A 19,943-nucleotide genomic window follows, 5' to 3' on the forward strand; every position below is an offset into this window, starting at 1 on the left:
AGACCAGCCCCCAACACTCACCGATCACCCCGTTTCCACCACAAGCGACAAGCCAAGAGAAGGAGCGCATCCATGGACTTTGAATATTCGCCCAAGACCAAGGACCTGCAGGAACGCCTGCTGAAGTTCATGGACGAGCACATCTATCCCGGCGAAAAGGACTATGCCGCCGAGATGGAAGCCAACACCGCCGCAGGCAAGCGCTGGACGCCGCTGCAGACCATCGAGAAGCTCAAGGTCAAGGCCCGGGAGCAAGGCCTGTGGAACCTGTTCCTGCCCGTGGACAGCGCCGAGGCCGCAGGCTACAAGGGCGGCGGCCTGACCAACCAGGAATACGCGCCGCTGGCCGAAATCATGGGCCGCGTGCCATGGTCCAGCGAGGTGTTCAACTGCTCTGCGCCCGACACCGGCAACATGGAGACCATTGCGCGCTACGGCAGCACCGAACTCAAGGAGCGCTGGCTCAAGCCGCTGCTGGACGGCAAGATCCGCTCGGCCTTCGCCATGACCGAGCCCGAAGTGGCCTCCTCCGACGCCACCAACATCTGCACCCGCATCGAGCGCCAGGGCGACGAGTACGTGATCAACGGCCACAAGTGGTGGATCTCGGGTGCCGGCGATCCACGCTGCCAGGTCTTCATCACCATGGGCAAGACCGACCCCGATGCGCCCAAGCACTCGCAGCAAAGCATGATCATCGTGCCCGGCGACGCGCCCGGCATCCGCATCGTGCGTCCGCTCAACGTCATGGGCTATGACGATGCGCCGCACGGCCACATGGAGATGTACTTCGAGAACGTGCGCGTGCCCGTGGGCAACATCCTGCTGGGCGAGGGCCGTGGCTTCGAGATCGCCCAGGGCCGCCTTGGCCCCGGCCGCATCCACCACTGCATGCGCCTGATCGGCCTGGCCGAGCGCGCGCTGGAGCTGATGTGCAAGCGCGCCAGCTCGCGCATCGCCTTCGGCAAGAGCGTGGCGCAGCAGACCGTGACGCAGGAACGCATCGCCGAGGCACGCTGCCGCATCGACATGGCGCGCCTGCTCACGCTCAAGGCCGCCTGGCTGATGGACATCGCCGGCAACAAGGTGGCACGCAGCGAGATCGCCATGATCAAGGTCGTGGCCCCCAGCATGGCCTGCCAGGTCATCGACTGGGCCATGCAGGTGCACGGCGGCGGCGGCATGAGCGACGACTTCCCGCTGGCCAGCGCCTACGCCCACGCGCGCACGCTGCGCTTTGCCGACGGCCCGGACGAGGTGCACCGCAACGCCATCGCCAAGTGGGAGCTGGGCAAGTACGGCGCCTACGGCAAGGATGCCGGCGTGCCCATCACGCGCGGCAGCTGAGCAGGCTTCAGGCCTGAGGCCTGGGGCCGCACACCCGGCAGGACCGGGTGGCGGCCCTGGCCCTTCCCTCTCAGCCAGGTGGCAATGCCTCCTGGCTTTTTTGTGCCTGCCTTTCCGGCATTTCAGTGCCCATGGCAGGCGCCTCCCATCCCCCGCCCAGCGCCCGGTACAGCGCCACGCGCGCCTGCAGCTGCAGCAGGCGCTGCAGCACGGCATCGTCCTGGGCCGCGTACAGCGTGGTCTGGGCCTGCAGCAGGGACAGCAGGCTTTCCGCCCCGGCCTTGTAGCGCAGCTCGGCCAGCGACACGGCCTGGCGGGCCTGGGCCAGCACCTCGGCCTGGGCCTCGGCCTGGGCCTTGAGGCCGTGGACGGCGTTGAGCGCCAGGTCCACATCGCCATAGGCCGAGACGATGGACTTGTAATAGCCGGCCAGCAGCTCCTCGCGCCGGGCCTGGGCGCCATCGCGCTCGGCCGCCAGCCGACCGCCGTCGAAGATGGGGCCGGCGAGGCCGGCCAGCAGCGAATAGACCGGCTCGCGCAGCCAGTCGCTGGCGCGGCCCGCGCTGGTGCCCGCGCTGCCCGTGAGGGTCAGCCGGGGCCACAGCGCCGCACGGGCGGCCTGCAGGTTGGCGCTGGCGGCGGTCAGTTGCGCCTCAGCACTGGCAATGTCAGGCCGGCGCTGCAGCAGCTGCGTGGGCAGGCCTGCGCCGATCTCGGGCAGCTGCAGGGTCTGCAGCGAATCCGTGGCCAGCGCGGGGCGGCGGGCCTGGCCCAGCAGCACGGCCAGCGTGGCATCGGCATCCTCGCCCTGGCGGCGCAGCGTGGCCAGGGCCTGGCGCTGGCTGGCCACCAGGCCGCGCTGCTGGGCCAGCTCCAGCTGGGTGGCGGCGCCTGCGCGCGCGCGGGACTCCACCAGGCCCAGCAGCCGCTCGGCATTGGCCACGTTGCGCGCCGCAATGGCCTGGCGCTCGCGCAGCGCCACGGCCTGCAGCCAGCCATGGGCCACCTGGGCGGTGACCGTGAGGCGCACCGTGTCCTGGTCAAACCGGCTGGCCTGCCAGGCCGCGGCCGCCGCATCGCGCGTGGCGCGGTTGCGGCCCCAGAAGTCCACCTCATACGAAGCCGTCAGCGCAGCGCCGTAGACGCTGGCCTGCCCGCCCGCCACCTGTGCATGGTTCATGCGCTGGGCGCGCAGCTCGCCATTGAGCGACGGCAGCAGCGCCGCGCCTGCCTGGCGCGTGGCCGCCTCGGCCTGGCGCACGCGGGCCATGGCGGCAGCCATGTCCAGGCTCTGGTCCTGGGCGGCCTGCACCATGCCGCCCAGCTCCGCACTGCCAAAAGCCTGCCACCACTGGGGTGAAACAGAGGCAGGGAGGACTTCGCCCTGCTGCTTCCAGGAAGCGGCCAGCGCAGGCGCTGTCCTGTCCGGCATCGTCTGCTGCGCGGCGCAGCCGCCCAGCGCAGCCAGGGCCAGGGCGATGCAGCCCAGGCGCGCATTTCCCAGCGTCTTGTCGTTCATGTCTTTCATCTCACTCTCCCGCCAGCGCGCGCACCGGGTCCAGCCGCGCCGCCGTCTTGGCAGGCATGTAGCCGAACACCAGGCCCGTCACCACGGCGCAGGCAAAGGCGCCCAGCATGGCACGCACCGAAAACACCACGGGCACGCCCGCCACGATGAGCACCACGCCCACGGCCAGCCCGGCCAGCAGGCCCACCGTGCCGCCCACGAAGGTGACCAGGCTGGCCTCGGTCAGGAACTGGCGCAGGATGTCGCGCTGGCGCGCGCCCGTGGCCATGCGGATGCCGATCTCGCGCGTGCGCTCGCGCACCGTCATCAGCATCACGTTCATCACGCCGATGCCACCCACCACCAGGGAGACGGCGGCAATCAGGCCCAGCATCACCGCCATGCTCTGGCGCGTGGCGGCCTCGGCCTGGATGCGCGCGGCCGCGTTGCCGATGCCGAAGTCCTCACGCCCGCCGTGGCGCGCCAGCAGCAGCTTGCGCATGGCCTCCTCCGCCTCGTGCACCACGTCGGAGGACATGGCCTCGATCACCACATAGTCGGGCTGGGTCTGCGACTGGTAGACGCGCGCCCGGCCCGAGCGGTAGGGAATGAAGACCATGTCGTCATAGTTCTGCGCGCCCGAGTCCGCGCCGCGCTCGCTCATCACGCCGATGACCTCGAAGGCCGATGTGCCGATGATCAGTTGGCGGCCCAGCGGGTTGGGCGTGTCGGGGAAGAAGTGCTGGTGCGCCTTGTGGCCCAGGACCACCAGGGGCGCCAGGTCGCGGTCCTCGGCCTCGGTGTAGTAGCGGCCCTGGGCCACCTTCCAGTGGTGCACCAGGGGCATCTCCTCGCTGGCCGCGAACACGTAGATCTGCTTGTCGGCCTTGCCGTAGCGCACGGTGATGGGGTCGCCGATCACGGGCATGACGCGCCGTATCTCGGGCAGTTCGCGCACGGCGGCCAGGTCTTCCTCGGTCATCTGCCCGGCCGGCCCGCCCGTGGCCGGCGGCTTGCTGCCCATGTAGAGGATGGCCGTGCCCATGGTCCCCATCTGCTCGACCACCTTGCGCCGCGCGCCCTCGCCAATGGCCAGCATCACAATCACCGAGGCCACGCCGATGACGATGCCCAGCAAGGTCAGGCTGGTGCGCACGCGGTTCATGCGCATGCCGCGCCAGGCGCTGCGCGCGGCCTCGAACAGCTCGGCCAGCCAGGGCGCGCCGGCGCTGCCGCGCTGCGGCGTGAGCGGCAGGGCAGCGGCGCCCGCATTCGCCGCATTTGCCGCATTTGCCGCATTCACCGCGTTGGCTGCATCGTCGCGCCGGCTGTCGCTGGTGATGCGGCCGTCGCTGATCTCGATCACGCGGCGCGCCTGGGCGGCCACAGTGCGGTCGTGGGTGATGAGGATGATGGTGTGGCCCGCATCGGCCAGCTCTCGCAGCAGGGCCATGACCTCGGCGCCGCTGTGCGAGTCCAGCGCGCCCGTGGGTTCGTCGGCCAGGATGATCTGGCCGCCGTTCATCAGCGCGCGCGCAATCGACACGCGCTGCTGCTGCCCGCCCGACAGCTGGTTGGGCCGGTTGCCCAGGCGCGAGCCCAGTCCCAGGCGCTCCAGCAGCGCACGGGCGCGGCGCACGCGCTCTTCCTTGGGCAGGCCCGCGTAGATGGCGGGCATTTCCACGTTCTCGCTGGCGCTTTCGCTGGCTATCAGGTGGTAGCCCTGGAAGACGAAGCCGAAGGCCTCGCGCCGCAGCCAGGCCAGCGCGTCCGAGTCCAGCGTGGCCACGTCCTGGCCCTGGAAGTGGTAGCTGCCCTCGCTGGGCCGGTCCAGGCAGCCCAGGATGTTCATCAGCGTGGACTTGCCCGAGCCCGAGCTGCCCACCACGGCCACGAACTCGCCCGCGCGAATCTCCAGGTCGATGCCGTGCAGCACGGTGACGGCGGGCTGGCCGCTGTCGCCGCCGCCGTAGTGCTTGGTGATGCCGCGCAGCTCTATCAGCGGTCCGGTCAGCGGCGCACCGGCCTGCATGCCCTGCGCCATCACCATTGCAGCCACCGCGGGCCACGGTCCAGAGGCGTCTCGCCGACGATGACGCGCTCGCCTTCCTGCAGGCCCTCCAGCACCTCGGCCTGGTGGCGGCTGCGCACGCCCAGGCGCACGGTGCGCTGCTCGGGCTGGCCCTTGGCGTCCAGCACGCGCACGGTCTGCGTGCTGCCGGCCTTCTCGGCCTTCTCGGCGTTCTCTGCCTTTTCCGCCTTGTCAGTCGTTCCCGCCTTGTCGGCCACGGCCATCAGCGGCACGGTGAGTGCCTGCGCGGCCTGGCCGGTGACGAAGACCACCTGGGCCGTCATCTGGGGCATGAGTTCGGCGTCTTCGTTGTCCACATCGAACAGCACGGTATAGGCCACGGCCTTGGTGGCGGGCGCAGGCGCCTGGCCCGCATTGCCGCCGGCCGGCGTCTGGCTGGTAGAGGGCGAGGGCAGCACCTGGCGCACCTTGCTGGACCAGCGCCGGGGCCTGGCCTGGTCGGCGCCGCCCAGCGTGGTGAAGTACACCGGCATATCGTCGCGCACGCGGCGCACGTCGGCCTCGGACACTTCGGTCCACACCGTCATGGCCGACAGGTCGGCAATGCGCAGGATGTTGGGCGTCTGGTAGGTGGCGTTCAGCGTCTGGCCCTCGCGTGCCTCCACCGACACCACGGTGCCCGCCATGGGCGCGTAGATGCGCGTATAGCCCAGGCGCGCCTCGTCGGCCTTGAGCGTGGCCTGGGTCTGGTCGATCTGGGCCTTCAGGTGCTCCATGCGGGCGCCGGCTGCGGCCAGGTTGGCTTCTGCGGTCTGCAGGTCTTCCTCGCGCGTGGCCCCGTCGCGGGCCAGCTGGCGCTGGCGTGTGAGCTGCTGCTCGGCCAGCTTGCGTAGCGCCTGCTGCTCGGCCAGCTGGGCGCGCAGGCCCGCCAGCGAGGCACGCCCCGCATCCACCGTGGCGCGCTGCACGCTGGGGTCGATCTCCACCAGCAGCGCGCCCTTCTCCACCTGGGCGCCGGGCTCCACGCGCAGCCGGGTGACCTGGCCCGACACCTGGGCGCCCACGTCCACATAGCGGCGCGGCTGCAGCGTGCCGATGGCCGTGACGGTGGACTCGATATCGGTGCGCGCCACGGTCTCGGTCTGGTAGGCCACGGCAGGCCGGCTGGACCACCAGGCGGCCGCGCCCCCGGCCGCCGCCAACAGGACCACCGCCACGGCGATGGCTTTCCAGCGTTGCTGCGTGCGCGTCATGCTTGCCTCCCGACCACACACACCCCGAACTGGAACGAAAGCAGGAAACTCATCTGAAAAACCCCGTAATGCCGAAACTGAAAACAATCCACGCCAAATCCGCCACGGCAAGCACGCCAGCCAACCAGGCCAGCCGCGCCGCCCAGCGCGCATGGGCGCTGATCAGGGCCACGGCCATCAGCGCGCCGGCGGACACAAAGCCCAGCCAGGCCACCGTGCCCACCGTGCCGCCCCAGCCCGAGACAACGGGCACAAGGGCCAGCGCCAGCAGCGCCGTGCCCAGGCCGCGCAACTGCGGGCCACGGCGGGCCGGCAGCTCGCGCGCGCCGGTCAATTGTTCGTAGTGGCGGTCCATGGCAAAGGCCAGGGCCGCCATGCCTGCAAAGGCCAGGGCCAGTGCGGCCAGGGATGCGTGCAACGTGCTCATGCCTGCACCTCCGAGGGGCCGGCCACGGCGGCCTGCCCCTTGGCCGTCCTTGCCTTGGCGGCGGCACCCGCGCCGCGCCGCGCCAGCCAGCGCCAGGCCCAGGCGGCCGCCAGCCCCGTGGCCAGGCAGAACAGCTCCACCCCGGCGCTTTCCCAGTCGCCCTCCAGCATGTGGGCCGACAGCGGCTCGCCCACGGTGATCCAGTTGAGCAGCGGCAGCAGCAGGCACAGCATGGCCAGCAGGCCCATCTGCTGGCGCCAGGCCGTGGCTGGCGCGCAGGCCAGTGCATGCACCAGCGCCAGGCCCCACAGCCCGAAGAACACGGCCAGCTCCCAGTCATCACGGTGCGCCAGGCCCACGGGCACCAGGCGGTTGGCCCACAGGTAGGCGATGCAGCCCAGGCCCAGGCCTGCAATGGCCGCCACGTTCAGTCCCTCGATCAGCCGGTACACGCGTGCCGTGGCGCTGCCGAACTCGCCCTGGTGGCGGCTGCGGCGCTTGACCATGAAGAGAATGGCGCCCGTGGCCATCATGGCGGCGCCCGCCAGGCCGCACAGGAAGTACAGCCACTTCATGGCCAACCCGCCGAACTTGGCCATGTGCAGCCCGCCCATGACCGCCTGGGCCAGCGAGGGGGTGCCGCCGTCGGCACCGCCGGGCAGGCGTACCTGCAGCACCTCGCCCGTGGCGGCCGAGAACATGGCCATGCCCGAATTGGGGCTCAGGCGCTGATGTGCACGGTCATCGCTGTTCCAGCCGTAGACGCCGATGCGTGCCGAGGCATCGCCGGGATGGTCGATGACCACCGCGCGCACCGCCTGGCCCATCAGCTCCTGGCCACGCCGTGCAAACGGCTCCAGATCGGGCACCGCCAGGGGCTTGCCGGACAGCGCGGGCGGCCCGGCCTCGTTCATGTCGGCGATGAAGGCCGTGCGGGCGGCCTGGTCCGTGCCATAGACCGTCCAGACGCCAACGGGCATGAAGCTCAGGCTGGAGATGGCGATGCCGGTATAGGCAATCATGAACTGGAAGGGCAGCGTCAGCACCGCCACGGCGTTGTGCGCGTCCAGCCAGCTGCGCTGGCCCTTGTGTGCGCGAAAGGTGAAGAAGTCCTTGAAGATGCGCTTGTGCGTGATCACGCCGCTGACCAGGGCCACCAGCATGGCCATGGCGGCAATGCCGATCACCCACAGCCCCACCTGCCCTGCATGCAGTTCATAGTGGAAATCCACGAAATGGTTGCCGCCCATGGTGGCGCGCGCGGCACCGTGGCCATGGCCGTGGCCGGCCCCCATTTCCTCGCCCGTGGCGGTGTCCAGCTCGGCATCGGCGTACTGGCGGTTGGCGTCGAACCAGTAGACACGCAGGTCGCCGCCGCCCTTGTCGTCGGACGGCCAGATCTCCCACATCTGCGCGCCCTGGTGGTGCTTTTGCATGTAGGCCGCGCCCCAGGCCAGGCGCTGGCCCAGGTCCGCACCCTGCCCGGCCGGCGCGGCGGCGCGCGCTGCCGCCTCGGCCGCCTCCTCGGCATGGTGCTCGGGCGTCATCCAGTGCGTGATGGCTTCCTGGAACACGGCCAGCGAACCCGTGAGGAACACCGCGAACAGCAGCCACGAAAACCACAGCCCGCACCAGGTATGCAGCCAGGCCTGGGCCTGGCGGAAACCGCCCGTGGCAGCGCCGCTGCCGGGGACCTTGCTGATCTGCGCCTTGGCCATCTCAGCCTCCCGCGCCATTGCGCGCCAGCAGCAGCGCGGCGCCGCCCATCAGCGCCGCAGGCACCAGCAACCCCAGCCAGACCCGGCCCGCCGAAACCGGCGAGAACGCCCAGATCACCGCCAGCGCGTGCAGCGCAAAGCTCCACTGCATGCCGGCGATCACGGCATCGACACGCGCGCCGGGCAGCGCAGCGGCCAGGAAGGCCGCCAGCGCGCTGGCCAGCGCATAGCCGCCGAAGACGGCGGCCAGCAGGCGGGACAGGACAAGCAGGCCCGGATGGACGGGCCTGTCGGCCTGGGTGATATCTGCAGGATCAGCGGGTTGGGATTGGGGCATGTAATGGGTATTCGGATAAGCACAGGAACGCACGAATGCGTGCAAACAAGGGGCCAAAACGGATGCCGTGATGCGGCGGCCTTCAAGGCCCTCCTCATACATGACAAACGAGATCGAAAAAAAGGCCAGCCGCAATGGTTTTCGCCATTGCGGCCAGTGGCCTGGGTCGGACTGGGGCGGGCCCTCCTGGACCCCGCCCCGGCCCTCAGAAGGTGCCGCGCAGCGTCAGCACCGCATTGCGCGGCTTTCCATAGAAATTGCCGCCGCTCGCATAGCCCACGGTCTGGTAGTACGTCTTGTCAAAGATATTGTTGAGATTCAGGGAAACCGTCCAGCGCGGATCGATCCGGTACTGCACCATCGCATTGATGACCGAATAGCCGCCCTGGGTGAAGTTGTAGCGGCCGACTTCATTCCAGTCGGCGTCATACAGCGTATCGCGCACATGGTGCTTGCTCTGGATATGGGCGCTGCCGCCAATCTTCCAGCGCGACAGCTCGCCCGGCAGCACATAGGCCGTGGACAGCTTGAGCAGATGGCGCGGCGTGATGCTGCTGTAGGGCGCGTCCTCGGTCTTGTCGCGCGTGGTGGTGTAGGTGTAGCCGGCCGCGATCTGCCAGCCCGGGCGCAGCTCGCCGCCGATCTCGGCGTCAAAGCCGCGGCTGGTCACCTTGCCCTGCGGCAGAAAGCAGCAATTGCCCGACCATTCCTCGTGATTGCTCGGATAGCGCGTATCCGTCACCGCCGTGCCCGTGCGCACCACGTTGAAAAGGCTGAATGTGGCATTGAGCCGGCCATCGGCCAATTCGCCCTTGAAACCGGCCTCATAGCTCTTGCCCTTGACCGGGTCCAGCGAATTGCCCGGAGGAGGCCCCGACTTGGACAGCGCCTGCGGCTTGAGAATCGAGGAATAGCTCAGATACGCCGACCATTGGTTGTTCAGGTCATAGATCACCCCGCCATACGGCGTGAACTTGGCCGGCTCGGAAAAGCGGCTGCCCGATGCCAATTCCCACTGGCCCGCCGCATTCAGCGACTCATAGACCTGGTTGAAGCGGTACTTGGCATAGCGCGCGCCCACAATCACATGCAGGCGGTCCGTCGGATGCAGGCGCAATACGCCATAGCCGCCCGACTGGTCCTGGCCCCAGGGGTTGTAGCGGCGCGAGATCTCGCCGGCCGGCGCGGGGCGCCAGGCGCCGGGGTTGTAGACATCGATGGGCTCCACGCCCGTGGCATCGGTGGAATAGCCCACGTTCCAGAAGCTCTCCACCTTCTGCCGGTCCATGCCCAGCAGGATCTCGTGCGTGCGCCCGCCCAGGTCGAAGCTGCCGGCCAGGCTGGCGTCCAGCACGGTCTGCCGGTTCTCGTACAGGTAGTGGCCGCCGCCGTTCCAGTTCACGCCCAGGCCGGTTGCGGGGTCCAGCGCGCCATAGCCGAACACCGTGGAGCCGTCATAGCTGGACTTGCTGCGGGTCAGGTTGAGCTTGCCCTTCCAGCGTGCGGAAAAGCGGTGCTCCAGCGCGCCGAACAGCTCGCTGTTGTCCTTGCGGCCCGTGGCCCAGGGCTGGGTGAAGCTGGTGTGGCGCGGCAGGCCGATATCGCTGCCGTCGCTGTAGCGCGGCACGTCGCCGCCGCCATCGCCGCGCGTGCGGATCTTGCTGCGGCTCATGCCCACGGTCAGCAGGGTGTCTGGCGTCAGGTCCGCCTCGACCACGCCGTAGAACTGGGGAGCGCGCGTGTGCTTGATGTCCACGAACTGGTCCGTGTCCTGGTAGGACAGCACGGCCCGGCCGCGCACCCGGCCATCGAGGGCCAGCGGCCCCGTGGCATCCACCATGGTCTGGTAGTTGTTCCAGCTGCCGATGGACTGCTGCACCACGAAGCGCGGCTCGGCCAGCGGCTTCTTGCGCACGATGTTGATGATGCCGCCCGGGTCGCCCACGCCACCCAGCAGGCCCGAGGCGCCGCGCATCACCTCCACGCGGTCGTAGAAGTCCATGCTCTGGTTGACGCTGTAGGTGTACTGGGCGATGTTCAGCGGCGCGCCGCCGTCGATCTGCATGCTGTCGATCTGGAAGCCGCGCGAATAGAAATAGGTGGAGTCGAAATTGATCTGGCTGGTGGTGATGCCGGGCGTGGCGGCCAGCGCGTCGCGGATGTCGGTCATGCGGCGGTCGTCGAGCTGCTGGCGCGTGATCACCGACACCGATTGCGGGATCTCGCGGAACGACTGGTCCGTCTTGGAGGCGATGCTGGTCACGCGGCTGGTGTACGAGCCCGTGCCCTCGGTCGTGCCGTCGATGGCCCGGCGCGCGCTCACCCGCACTTCGGCCAGCGTCTTTTCGATGGCGGCGACGGGCTGCACGGTCAGCGTGCCCTCTTGCACATGGCCCTGCAGGCCGCTGCCGGCCAGCAAATCATCCAGCGCCTGGCGCAGCGGCAGCTCGCCCCGTACCGCCGGCGCCTGCCGCTGGGCGGCCAGCGAGGGCGTGAACACCAGCTGCAGTCCGGCCTGCCGCGCGAACTGGTCCAGCGCGCTGGCCAGCGGCTGCGCCGCTATGTCGAAGCGCAGCGTCTGTGCGGCCGGCTGGGCCAGCGCCGCCTGCAGCGGCATGGCCAGGCCCAGGCAGAGCACGGCATGGGCCAGCGGATGGAGGGCGGCACGGCAGGCGCCCGAAGAAGGGAAAAGCGGATGCATGGAAATCGTCCTTGGCAGTGATGGAAGGGACCCACAGGGATCACTGCCATGACGACTGGCCAGGAAAACTCCTGAAAAACAATGTGCGCCCCGCTGCCGTGCGCATGCAGTTGCTCTTGCCACCGTCACGCCTCAGCCCGCCGCGGCCACCAGCAGGCCGCCATCGGCCTGCCTGCGCACCTGCACCGGCAGCGCATGGGGCAGCGCCCGCACCCAGGCATGGGCATTGGCGATGCGCACGCGCCCGCTCAGCGGCAGGCGCGCGGCCTCGGGCGTGGCCTGCAGGTCGAACGGCGCATAGCGTGACAGCCGCGCCAGGGCCTCGCCCAGCGTGGCGTCGGCAAACACCAGCTCGCCATGCCGCCAGGATGCCGCCTGCCCGGCATCGCCCCGGGTCTGGGTGGCCACCGTGCCTTCCATGCGCAGGCCCTGGCCTGCAGACAATTCATAGAAGCGCCCGCCATCCGCATCGGATTGCACGCGCACACGCCCCGACTCCACCTGCACCGTAACCCGCTCCTGCCCCTGGGCGCCCGTGGCCAGTTCCACGCCGAAGCGCGTGCCCAGCACGGTGACGCGCACGCCGCCGGCCTGCACGGTGAAGGGCCGGTCCTCGTCCCGCTCCACCTCGAAGAAGGCTGCGCCCTGCGTCAGCTGCACCACGCGCCGCGTGGCGAAATACTCCACCTGCGCGCTGCTGAGCGCGTCCAGCAGCAGGCTGGAGCCGTCCGGCAGGCCATGGCGCACCTGCTGGCCGCGCAGGCTGGACCAGCCGGCCTGCCACTGCACATGCGTGTCGCGGTAGTGCCGCCATTGCTGCCAGCCCAGGCTGCCGCCCAGGCCGAAACCGGCCACGCCCAGCAGCGCGGCCAGGCTGCGCCGCCGACCTGCATGTCGCGCAACGGCGCTGCCGTGCCGCGTACCGCGCCAGCGGTGCAGCGCATCCTCTATGCAGGCACTGGCCTGGATCAGGTCGCGCTCCACGGTGTTGAGGCTGACGCCCAGCCGCTCGGCAATCTCGGGCTGGCGCTCGCCCTGCACGCGGTGGGCGATGAAGGCGGCGCGGCAGCGCTCGGGCAGGCTGTGCAAGGCGGACTCCAGCACGGCCAGCGCCTGGCGGTACATGACGGAGTCGGCCACATCGGGCGCATGGCTGGGCGCCAGTTGTTCATGGACTGCCGCCTCGCCCAGGTAGCGGGCATGGCGCTGGCGGCGGCGGTGCGCATCCAGCGCCATGTGCTGGGCCATCACGGCCAGATAGGCCGTGGCGTCGCGCGGCATCTGGGACGGATTCGCGGCCCCGGCCAGGTCTGCGGCCTCGGCCGGGGCGCTGCGCGCGTGTTCCGCCAGCCGCAGCCAGGTGTCGTGCACCAGGTCGCCCGCCTCCTCGCGGCTGCCCGTGCTGCGCGTGGCGGCACGCACCAGGTCGGCATAGGCCCGGTCAAAGCCGGAAAGCAGAGCGCGGGTGAAGGAGGCGGACAAATCCATGGGGCCGGATCATAACCGCGCAAAGAAGAATCATTCTCAATAAACGCAATGCATGCCGGGCTCTTTCAGCGGTTCCTGGACCGTTCCTGAAAGGGCGCGATCGCAAGGTGCAACGGGCCGCGAAGCGACTTTGCGCACGCCGCACGCGCTATCATCCGCACCAGCCCCCTGTCCCGGGGCCGGTGCTTCAAAACACCCATTTAGTAAGCGGTGCTGCCTCCCCGAAAGCGAGGCCTTGTCACGTCTGGATTCCGGGCTGTGGACGCTCGTCCACGCCCCTGCGGTTTCGGGCGGGATGGGGCTACCCGCAAGGGCGTCCGCACATCTTGCTATGTGTTTTGAACATCCCGTCCACCTGTTTCGTGCTTCAAAACGCGGAGTCGGTGGTTTCAGTCTCAGTAAGGAGCACGGAAACATGACTGCCGTTTCTCTGGCACTCGCCTGCGCGCCCTCTTTTGGCGCCACCCCTTCCACACGGAGGGCTCAGGCATGAACCCCGCCCAGCCCAAATCCGCCACGGACAGCCACACCACCCGGCAACTGTCCAGCGCCCTCACCCAGGTGGACCATCTCGTGCAGCAAGGCTGTGCAGAGATCTCCTCCATCGCCCAGCTCGCCCTGGCATGGCTGGAGACGCCCAAGGGCCATCGCCACATGGACGTGGTGGCCCGCGCCCTGCAAAGCATCCGCGACAGCGCCGAGACGCTGGCCGACTACGCCGGCACCGAGGCCCAGGCCATGGGCTGCGGGTTTGAAGACGCGGCCGAGATGCGCCGCGCCGAAGCGGCCGAGGCAGCCGCCAAAGCCATGGCGCACCTGCTCGAATGCCGCACCCATGAGCCGGTGCGCCCGCAGGGCTGAGGCATGGCCATGGACAAGGACACCCTCAGGACAAAGCCACCCAGCCTGCACCAGTTGACCAGCGCCATCACCGAGATCCACAGCAGCGTGCAGGAAAACTGCTCCGAGATCTCGGCCCTGGCGCAACTGGCCCTGGCGGCAGTGCATGCACCGCAGGAGCACCACAGCCAGCAGGCCCTGGCCCATGCGCTGCGCGCCATCCGCGACAGCGCAGACCAACTGGCTGACCATGTGCAGGTGGAGGCCCAGTACTTGGCGTGCCGCCCGCAAGGCTGCTGACCGCGCCACGGCGGCCAGAACGCCTGCGCCGCCGTCCTCAGAAGCTGCCGCGCAGCGTGAGCATGGCGTGGCGCGGGGCGCCATACAGGTTGTTGCTGAAGGTGCTGCCCAGGGTCTGGTAGTAGGTCTTGTCGAACAGGTTGTTGATGTTCAAGGTGACCGTCCAGCGCGGGTCGATGCGGTACTGCACCATGGCATTCCACAGCGCGTAGCCGCCCTGCGTGAAGTCAAAGGGCACGGACGTGCCCGCCGCCGACAGCGCCGTGCCGCTGACGTAGTGCGTGCTCTGGATCTGGGCGCTGCCGCCCACTTTCCAGCGCGACAGCTCGCCCGGCAGCGTATAGGCCGTGGACAGCTTGAACAGGTGGCGCGGCGTGATGCTGCTGTAGGTCTTTTCGGTGCTGCGGTCGCGGGTGTTGTTGAAGGTGTAGCCCGCTGCCAGCTGCCAGCCGGGCTGCAGCTCGCCGCCCAATTCCATGTCGAAGCCCCGGCTGGTGACCTTGCCCTGTGCCAGGTAGCAGCAGTTGCCGCCCCAGCGGCTGTCGTTGGTCTCGTAGCGCGAGTCCACCACGGCCGTGCCCGTGCGCTCCACATTGAAGACGCTGAAGATGGCGTTCAGCCGCCCGTCCATCAGCTCGCCCTTGAGGCCGGCCTCGTAGCTGGCGCCCTTGACCGGCGGCAGCGAGGTGCCCGGCGCCGGGCCGGCCATGCTCAGCGCCTGCGGCTTGAAGATGGACGAATAGCTGGCATAGGCCGACCACTGGCTGTTCAGGTCATAGATCACCCCGCCATAGGGCGTGATCTTGGTGGGTTCCTTGAACGGCGTGTTCGACCAGGGCGTGCGGTTGCCCTGCGCATCCAGGTTCCAGATCGACTGCTGGAAGTCGTAGCGGCTGGCGCGCGCACCCAGGATGAGGTGCAGCCTGTCCGTGGGATGCAGGCGCAGCACGCCATAGCCGCCCATCTGCTTCTGGCCCCAGGGACCGTAGCGGGTGTTGAAGTAGGTTTCCGTGGGCGGCGTCCAGATGCTGGGAGCAAACGGATTGCTGGCCACGGTGCCGCTGCCCGTGAAATTGGCGCTTTGCCAGAAGCTTTCCACGCGCTGCCAGTCCGCGCCCAGCAGCAATTCATGCGTGCGGCCCATGAGCTGGAAGGGGCCGCCCAGGCTCAGGTCCACCACCTCCTGCGTATTGCCGGACTGGATGTGGCCGCCGCGCCAGACCGCACCCGCCAGGGTCTGCGGGTTGATGGCGCCGCCCATGTAGACCCAGAAGCGGTCCAGCTCGGTCTCCACGCGCGAGACGTTGAGCTTGGCCTTCCAGCGGTTGTCGAACTTGTGCTCGAGCTGGGCGAACAGCTCCTTGGTCTCGTAGTCGTAATAGGCCCAGGGCTGGGTGAAGTTGGTGTGGCGCGGCAGGCCCAGGCTGCTGCCGTCGGCAAAGCGCGGCAGGCCGGCATAGTCGCCGTTCTCATGGGTCTTTCCGTAGCTGCCGCCCACGGTCAGCAGGGTGTCGGGCGTGAGGTCGGCCTCCAGCACGCCGTAGAGCGAGGGCTTTTCGCTGCTGCGCAGGTCCATGTAGGAGTCGCCCTTGTGGTAGGACAGCACGGCGCGGCCGCGCACGCGGCCGTCGTCGGCCAGCGGCGCGCTGGCATCGAGCTCCACGCCGCGCCGGCTCCAGGAGCCGGCCGACAGCGCGGCCTTGAACTGCCGCTGGGCCAGCGGCTTCTTGCGCACCAGGTTGATGATGCCGCCCGGATCGCCCACGCCGCCCAGCAGGCCCGAGGCGCCGCGCATGACTTCGACGCGGTCGTAGAAGGCCATGTCCTGCTGCGGCGAATAGGTGTAGGCGCCCAAAGCCAGCGGCGCGCCGCCGTCGATCTGCATGCTGGTGATCTGAAAGCCCCGCGAATAGAAGTCGCCCACGGTATTGGCCACGACCACGCCGGGCGTGAGCTTGAGGGCCTCGGTCACATCGGTCACGCGCTGGTCGTCGAGCTGTTCGCGCGTGACCACCGATACCGACTGCGCAATCTCGCGGAACGACTGGTCCGTCTTGGAGGCAATGCTGGTCACGCGGCTGGTGTAGGAGCCCGTGCCTTCGGTCGTGCCGTCGCCGGCGCGGCGCGCGGCCACGCGCACCTCGGCCAGCGACACCGAGCGAGGGGCAACGTCTGGCGCCCGGGCATCGGGCACGGCGCGCGGACGCAGCACATAGCCGCCTTGCGGCTGCACCGCCGCCTCCAGCCCCGTGCCCTGCAGCAGCGCGGCCAGGCCGGCCTGCGCGGTGTGGCTGCCCTGCAGCCCCGGGCTGCGCAGGCCCTGGACCTGGTCCTGGGTGAAGGACAGCAGCAAACCCGAATCGCGCCCGAAGCGGTTGAGCGCGTCCTCCAGCGTGCCCGCCGGAATCTGGTAGCTGCGTGTGGCTGCTGTGGCGGCCGTGGTGTTGACGGACGGCGAAGGCGCCTGCGCCCACAGGTTGCTGCCCAGCCCCGCGCAGGCCAAAGCCAGCAACAGGCCACGGGACGGGACGACGGAGGGGCGCAAGGCGCAGGGAAAGCGCCGGGGCGCTGAGGGATATGCCATGGTGTGCGAAGGACTGGGCCTGGAAGGAAAAGACAAACGGATGGATGGACGAATCGATGGGCGGGCCCGGCATGGCAAGCCCCCCTCTTCCTCCATGTCCCGCGAGTTCTCGAAACAGACCACCCCGGGCGCAGATTTCTTCAAAAAACTGCGCAGACCCCTTCAAGCCCCTGCCGCCTTCTTGCCCACCACCACCTCGCGCCGGCCCCACCAGCGCGTCATGGAGCGCAGCTCCAGTCCCGGCAGCGCACCGATCACGGCCAGCACGCGCGGCACCTCGGCCAGCGGATAGGTGCCTGAGATGCGCAGGTCGGCCACTTCGGGCTCGCAGGCCAGGGCCGCATCGCTGTACGGCTGCAGCGCCTCCAGCATCCGGGCCAGCGGCATGCCGCGCGCCACCAGCATGCCCTCGGTCCAGGCGGTGCTGTCCTCATGCACGGCGGTGGCTGGCGAGACGCCATCGGCCCGCAGCGTGGCCTGCTCGCCCGCCCTGACCACCAGCACACCCTGGCCGGCCAGCCGGGGGGTCAGGCGCACGGCACCCTCGAACACACCCACCTGGAAATCACCATCCGCGAGCGCACGCACGGAAAACCGCGTCCCCAGGGCCAGCGCCTCGCCCGCAGTGGTCTGCACGGCAAAGGGCCGGGCGGGCTGCTCGGTGTCCTTGGCCGTGGTGACCAGCACCTCGCCCTGCAGCAGGCGCAGACGGCGGTGCCGGGGACCGTATTCGATGTCCAGCGCGCTGGCGCCGTTGAGCACGATCTGCGTGCCGTCCGGCAACGCCATCTGCCGACGCTCGCCCCGCGCCGTGCGTGCATCGGCCACCCAGCCCTGCCAGGGCAGGCGCTGCTCCAGCTGCCAGGCAATGCCGGCACCAAAGGCCGCAACGGCCAGGGACCGGATCACGCGCCGGCGAGCGGAACCACGCGGGGCCAGCGCAGCCCGGGCTATCGGTGATTGCGGCGGCGCCACCAGCCCAGCCAGCCGCTGGTTGACGGCAGCGATGCGCTGCCAGGCCTGCTCGTGCAGCGGATCGGCCGCGCGCCAGGCCTGCCAGGCTTGCCATTCGCAGGCCAATTCATCGGACAGCTGGCCATCCTGGTGCTTCAGCCACCACTCGATGGCGCTGCGCGCTACCTCGGGCGGCAGGCCGGCTCCCGGCGCCGTCATGCATCCACCGCGAAATAGCAGTGCATGCCGGCCTGCACCAGGTAGCGCTTGACGGTCGTCAGCGACAGGCCCAGCTCGCGCGCAATGTCGGCCTGCTTCATGCCGTCCAGCTGGGCCATCAGAAAGGCCCGCCGCACAGGGGCAGGCAGGCCGTCGAGCATGCGGTCGATCTCGTCCAGCGCCTCCAGCAGCAGCGCGCGCTCCTCGGGCGAGATGGCAAAGGACTGCGGCGCCTGGGCCAGCGCCTCCAGATACGCGCGCTCCAGTTGCTGGCGCCGGTAGTGGTTGGCCAGCACGCGCTGCGCCACCGTGGTCAGGAAGGCGCGCGGCTCACGCGCCTGCACAGGCTCGTCGCGCGCCAGCAGGCGCACAAAGGTGTCGTGCGCCAGATCGGCCGCCTGGTGCACATCGCCCAGCTTCTTGCGCAGCCAGCCCTGCAGCCAGCCGTGGTGGTCGGTGTAGAGCGTGGCGACTTCGCGGTGAAGGGAGGTTTCGGCGGCAGGCATGGCGCGGGAGGAGGAATGCGTGGGCGGCTGGCCCGAAATATGAGATCAATTCTCATTTGCATTCTAACGGTTGGACTGCGCTGCGTTGCCACGGTGATGCCGACCCAGCCCCCATCACCTGCCGCCCTGCGAGGTGTTGCCGCTCTCAGCCGTGGTACTGGCCGCATCCTTGCGCACCGGCAATGCGACCTGCTCGAACACATTGCCCTCGATCACTACGTCCTTGGACTCCAGCAGGTTGATGCCGGCCTGGGGTTCCTCTTCCTTCTTCCTGAACAGCCCGCTGCGCTTCACGATGAAGCGGTTGTTGCGGATGATGGAACCATCGGCATCGCGCAGCTTGAGGATGGCGGGCAGCGGCGCCTTGTCGCGCGGGTCCATGTGCACGATGAAGGTATTGCCCTCCACCAGCGAGCGCGGGCCATACAGGTAGACAGCGGTGCGGCCATCGACCTCGATGGTGTTGTTGCGCACCACGTTGTCGGAGCCCGCCATGATGATGGCGCGGCCGCCGGATTTGATTTGGAGGTTTTCTGCGGTGTAGAAGGTGGGTGGAGAGTAGTCCCAGGGGATTTCGTTGAAATTCTTGGTTTCGCTGTTCCAGCCGTTCGTCTTCATAACCGGAAGATCTTCTGTTAATTCCTTGATTCTGTCGCTTGCGACAACATGGGGAATCATATCAACACCAATTCCGTATGTTCCAGGGGTTTCAATTTTTCCATTATGCACTCTTAAATTGAAAAAACCATTCTTGGATGGCAAGGTCCCAATACCACTTGTATTGGAGAATGGTGCTCCTGTTACAAGATGACTTTGTAAATCAAGATCAGAATTGTTGCTGCGGAAAAATTTTAGAATAGCACCTCGAGGTTCACCACGCTCTATTCCCCCTTCAATCCAGTCGCGTGCCTTGCGCTGTACAAAATCATGGACCACGCAGTGGCGGCCAGACCCTTCAAAGGCTTCCGTGATAGGGTAGTAGCCGCCTCTATATTTGACGGTTTTGCAGCCTTCAGGAGGAGGGTTCTTATCGCTAGGTGAGTGGCGACGCTCTGCCCATTCTTCAGTACTGAGTGATTTTTCGGAGGCAAACTGGCAGCTCGCCAGAATAATGCAAGAAAAAACAGAAATATATATAAAAGCTATACTTTTTTGCATATGCTGCTACCTGGTAAGCAAACGCCTGGATATTTATCTTCTTGACCAGAAAGACTATCTAGATATATTTTCCTGTTTTTCTCTGCAACTTCTGTCTGATACTCATCGTCGCCTCCCTTTTCCAGATTTATCTCAATAATTTTAGTTGCTTTTTCATTTTCATTGTTTTTGCTTAATATCAGTTTTTTGTCATTAATCAGTTGATTGATTATTTCTTTTAAAAATCTGGTTTTCTTCGAAAACTCTTTCCCCTCTTCCCTGATTGCATTGAACCCCTCCAGCACACTCCTGATCTCTTCAAAACCAAGTGCAGGTCTGGTTCCATAAGACGTCAGGAACTCATAAACCGCTTTCTCTCCCGCAAGCGTGCGATCCTTGCGCACACGCCAGATGTGCTCCAGCACGATGGGATCGTTGCCTGTGTATTCATCGTCATAGGTGTAATCCGGCTCGGACCCCGCAAGCCCATGCCCTATGCCCAGCTTCACGCTGATAGCATCGAACGGCCGGTTGTCCTTGTCCCGGTGGCTGAAGGTGTCCAGGTAGGAGTGCAGGAATTCGCCCAGGAACTG

General features: G+C 67.8%; 14 protein-coding genes and 2 pseudogenes. 3 read left to right on the forward strand and 13 right to left on the reverse strand.

Annotated elements, in window-relative coordinates:
* Positions 1–72 precede the first annotated feature (72 nt).
* Entirely contained in the window at positions 73–1,347 is a 1,275-nt protein-coding gene (locus PO605_RS11445; protein WP_016446718.1) for an acyl-CoA dehydrogenase family protein, read from the forward strand.
* 70 nt (positions 1,348–1,417) lie between these two features.
* Here PO605_RS11445 and PO605_RS11450 read toward each other — a convergent pair whose 3' ends face one another.
* The 8 genes from PO605_RS11450 to PO605_RS11485 all read right to left on the reverse strand — a co-directional run bounded on the left by PO605_RS11450 (position 1,418) and on the right by PO605_RS11485 (position 12,810).
* Positions 1,418–2,875 carry an efflux transporter outer membrane subunit gene (locus PO605_RS11450; protein ID WP_272206505.1) on the reverse strand — a complete coding sequence of 486 codons (1,458 nt, stop codon included), beginning with the start codon at positions 2,873–2,875 and terminating at the stop codon, positions 1,418–1,420.
* Between the two features lies 1 nt (position 2,876).
* A complete protein-coding gene (locus PO605_RS11455; protein WP_272206506.1) occupies positions 2,877–4,898 on the reverse strand; it encodes an ABC transporter permease in 2,022 nt (673 codons plus the stop codon).
* Complete coding sequence (locus tag PO605_RS11460; RefSeq protein ID WP_126312215.1) at positions 4,898–6,139, reverse strand: efflux RND transporter periplasmic adaptor subunit; 1,242 nt, start codon at positions 6,137–6,139, stop codon at positions 4,898–4,900. The genes PO605_RS11455 and PO605_RS11460 overlap by 1 nt, the downstream gene beginning before the upstream one ends.
* Before the next feature lie 49 nt (positions 6,140–6,188).
* The gene (locus tag PO605_RS11465) at positions 6,189–6,566 is read right to left on the reverse strand and encodes a DUF3325 domain-containing protein (protein WP_016450743.1); all 378 of its coding nucleotides are present in this window, start codon (positions 6,564–6,566) and stop codon (positions 6,189–6,191) included.
* Positions 6,563–8,284, reverse strand: coding sequence for a PepSY-associated TM helix domain-containing protein (locus PO605_RS11470; protein WP_272206507.1), 1,722 nt, complete (start codon positions 8,282–8,284; stop codon positions 6,563–6,565). Before PO605_RS11470 ends, PO605_RS11465 begins: the two co-directional genes overlap by 4 nt.
* Position 8,285: 1 nt before the next feature.
* The gene (locus PO605_RS11475) at positions 8,286–8,621 is read right to left on the reverse strand and encodes a DUF3649 domain-containing protein (protein WP_049801421.1); all 336 of its coding nucleotides are present in this window, start codon (positions 8,619–8,621) and stop codon (positions 8,286–8,288) included.
* Between the two features lie 205 nt (positions 8,622–8,826).
* A complete protein-coding gene (locus PO605_RS11480) occupies positions 8,827–11,322 on the reverse strand; it encodes a TonB-dependent siderophore receptor (RefSeq protein ID WP_047473137.1) in 2,496 nt (831 codons plus the stop codon).
* A 132-nt stretch (positions 11,323–11,454) separates the two neighbouring features.
* A complete protein-coding gene (locus PO605_RS11485; RefSeq protein WP_272206508.1) occupies positions 11,455–12,810 on the reverse strand; it encodes a sigma-70 family RNA polymerase sigma factor in 1,356 nt (451 codons plus the stop codon).
* A 489-nt stretch (positions 12,811–13,299) separates the two neighbouring features.
* On the opposite strand from PO605_RS11485, the gene PO605_RS11490 reads away from it, so the two are divergent.
* Positions 13,300–13,671 (forward strand): hypothetical protein, encoded by a 372-nt coding sequence (locus PO605_RS11490; protein ID WP_047473417.1) that lies wholly within the window; start codon positions 13,300–13,302, stop codon positions 13,669–13,671.
* A 9-nt stretch (positions 13,672–13,680) separates the two neighbouring features.
* Positions 13,681–13,950: a hypothetical protein gene (locus PO605_RS11495; RefSeq protein WP_442855541.1), complete on the forward strand. Its 270-nt coding sequence runs from the start codon at positions 13,681–13,683 to the stop codon at positions 13,948–13,950.
* A 37-nt stretch (positions 13,951–13,987) separates the two neighbouring features.
* Here the strand turns inward: PO605_RS11495 and PO605_RS11500 are convergent, their stop codons facing one another.
* The 5 genes and pseudogenes from PO605_RS11500 to PO605_RS11520 form a co-directional block, all read right to left on the reverse strand.
* A complete protein-coding gene (locus PO605_RS11500; protein ID WP_272206509.1) occupies positions 13,988–16,534 on the reverse strand; it encodes a TonB-dependent siderophore receptor in 2,547 nt (848 codons plus the stop codon).
* Between the two features lie 162 nt (positions 16,535–16,696).
* A complete protein-coding gene (locus PO605_RS11505) occupies positions 16,697–17,707 on the reverse strand; it encodes a FecR domain-containing protein (RefSeq protein WP_047470603.1) in 1,011 nt (336 codons plus the stop codon).
* A complete protein-coding gene (locus PO605_RS11510; protein ID WP_047470604.1) occupies positions 17,704–18,213 on the reverse strand; it encodes a sigma-70 family RNA polymerase sigma factor in 510 nt (169 codons plus the stop codon). Before PO605_RS11510 ends, PO605_RS11505 begins: the two co-directional genes overlap by 4 nt.
* 243 nt (positions 18,214–18,456) lie before the next feature.
* Positions 18,457–19,371: pseudogene (locus tag PO605_RS11515) on the reverse strand (hypothetical protein); the annotation flags it as partial.
* Positions 19,356–19,943, reverse strand: a pseudogene (locus PO605_RS11520) (DUF6765 family protein); the annotation flags it as partial. The pseudogenes PO605_RS11520 and PO605_RS11515, both read right to left, overlap by 16 nt.

Source organism: Delftia sp. DT-2 (assembly GCF_028401915.1).
GTDB classification, from domain to species: Bacteria; Pseudomonadota; Gammaproteobacteria; order Burkholderiales; family Burkholderiaceae_C; genus Comamonas; species Comamonas tsuruhatensis.

What these genes read in the sequence shown, in the direction of transcription:
- PO605_RS11455 (WP_272206506.1), bottom strand. Translation starts at nt 4,898, where the DNA reads ATGGCGCAGGGCATGCAGGCCGGTGCGCCGCTGACCGGACCGCTGATA.
- PO605_RS11510 (WP_047470604.1), bottom strand. Translation starts at nt 18,213, where the DNA reads ATGCCTGCCGCCGAAACCTCCCTTCACCGCGAAGTCGCCACGCTCTAC.
- PO605_RS11445 (WP_016446718.1), top strand. Translation starts at nt 73, where the DNA reads ATGGACTTTGAATATTCGCCCAAGACCAAGGACCTGCAGGAACGCCTG.
- PO605_RS11460 (WP_126312215.1), bottom strand. Translation starts at nt 6,139, where the DNA reads ATGACGCGCACGCAGCAACGCTGGAAAGCCATCGCCGTGGCGGTGGTC.
- PO605_RS11495 (WP_442855541.1), top strand. Translation starts at nt 13,681, where the DNA reads ATGGACAAGGACACCCTCAGGACAAAGCCACCCAGCCTGCACCAGTTG.
- PO605_RS11450 (WP_272206505.1), bottom strand. Translation starts at nt 2,875, where the DNA reads ATGAAAGACATGAACGACAAGACGCTGGGAAATGCGCGCCTGGGCTGC.
- PO605_RS11505 (WP_047470603.1), bottom strand. Translation starts at nt 17,707, where the DNA reads ATGACGGCGCCGGGAGCCGGCCTGCCGCCCGAGGTAGCGCGCAGCGCC.
- PO605_RS11465 (WP_016450743.1), bottom strand. Translation starts at nt 6,566, where the DNA reads ATGAGCACGTTGCACGCATCCCTGGCCGCACTGGCCCTGGCCTTTGCA.
- PO605_RS11500 (WP_272206509.1), bottom strand. Translation starts at nt 16,534, where the DNA reads ATGGCATATCCCTCAGCGCCCCGGCGCTTTCCCTGCGCCTTGCGCCCC.
- PO605_RS11475 (WP_049801421.1), bottom strand. Translation starts at nt 8,621, where the DNA reads ATGCCCCAATCCCAACCCGCTGATCCTGCAGATATCACCCAGGCCGAC.
- PO605_RS11480 (WP_047473137.1), bottom strand. Translation starts at nt 11,322, where the DNA reads ATGCATCCGCTTTTCCCTTCTTCGGGCGCCTGCCGTGCCGCCCTCCAT.
- PO605_RS11470 (WP_272206507.1), bottom strand. Translation starts at nt 8,284, where the DNA reads ATGGCCAAGGCGCAGATCAGCAAGGTCCCCGGCAGCGGCGCTGCCACG.
- PO605_RS11485 (WP_272206508.1), bottom strand. Translation starts at nt 12,810, where the DNA reads ATGGATTTGTCCGCCTCCTTCACCCGCGCTCTGCTTTCCGGCTTTGAC.
- PO605_RS11490 (WP_047473417.1), top strand. Translation starts at nt 13,300, where the DNA reads ATGAACCCCGCCCAGCCCAAATCCGCCACGGACAGCCACACCACCCGG.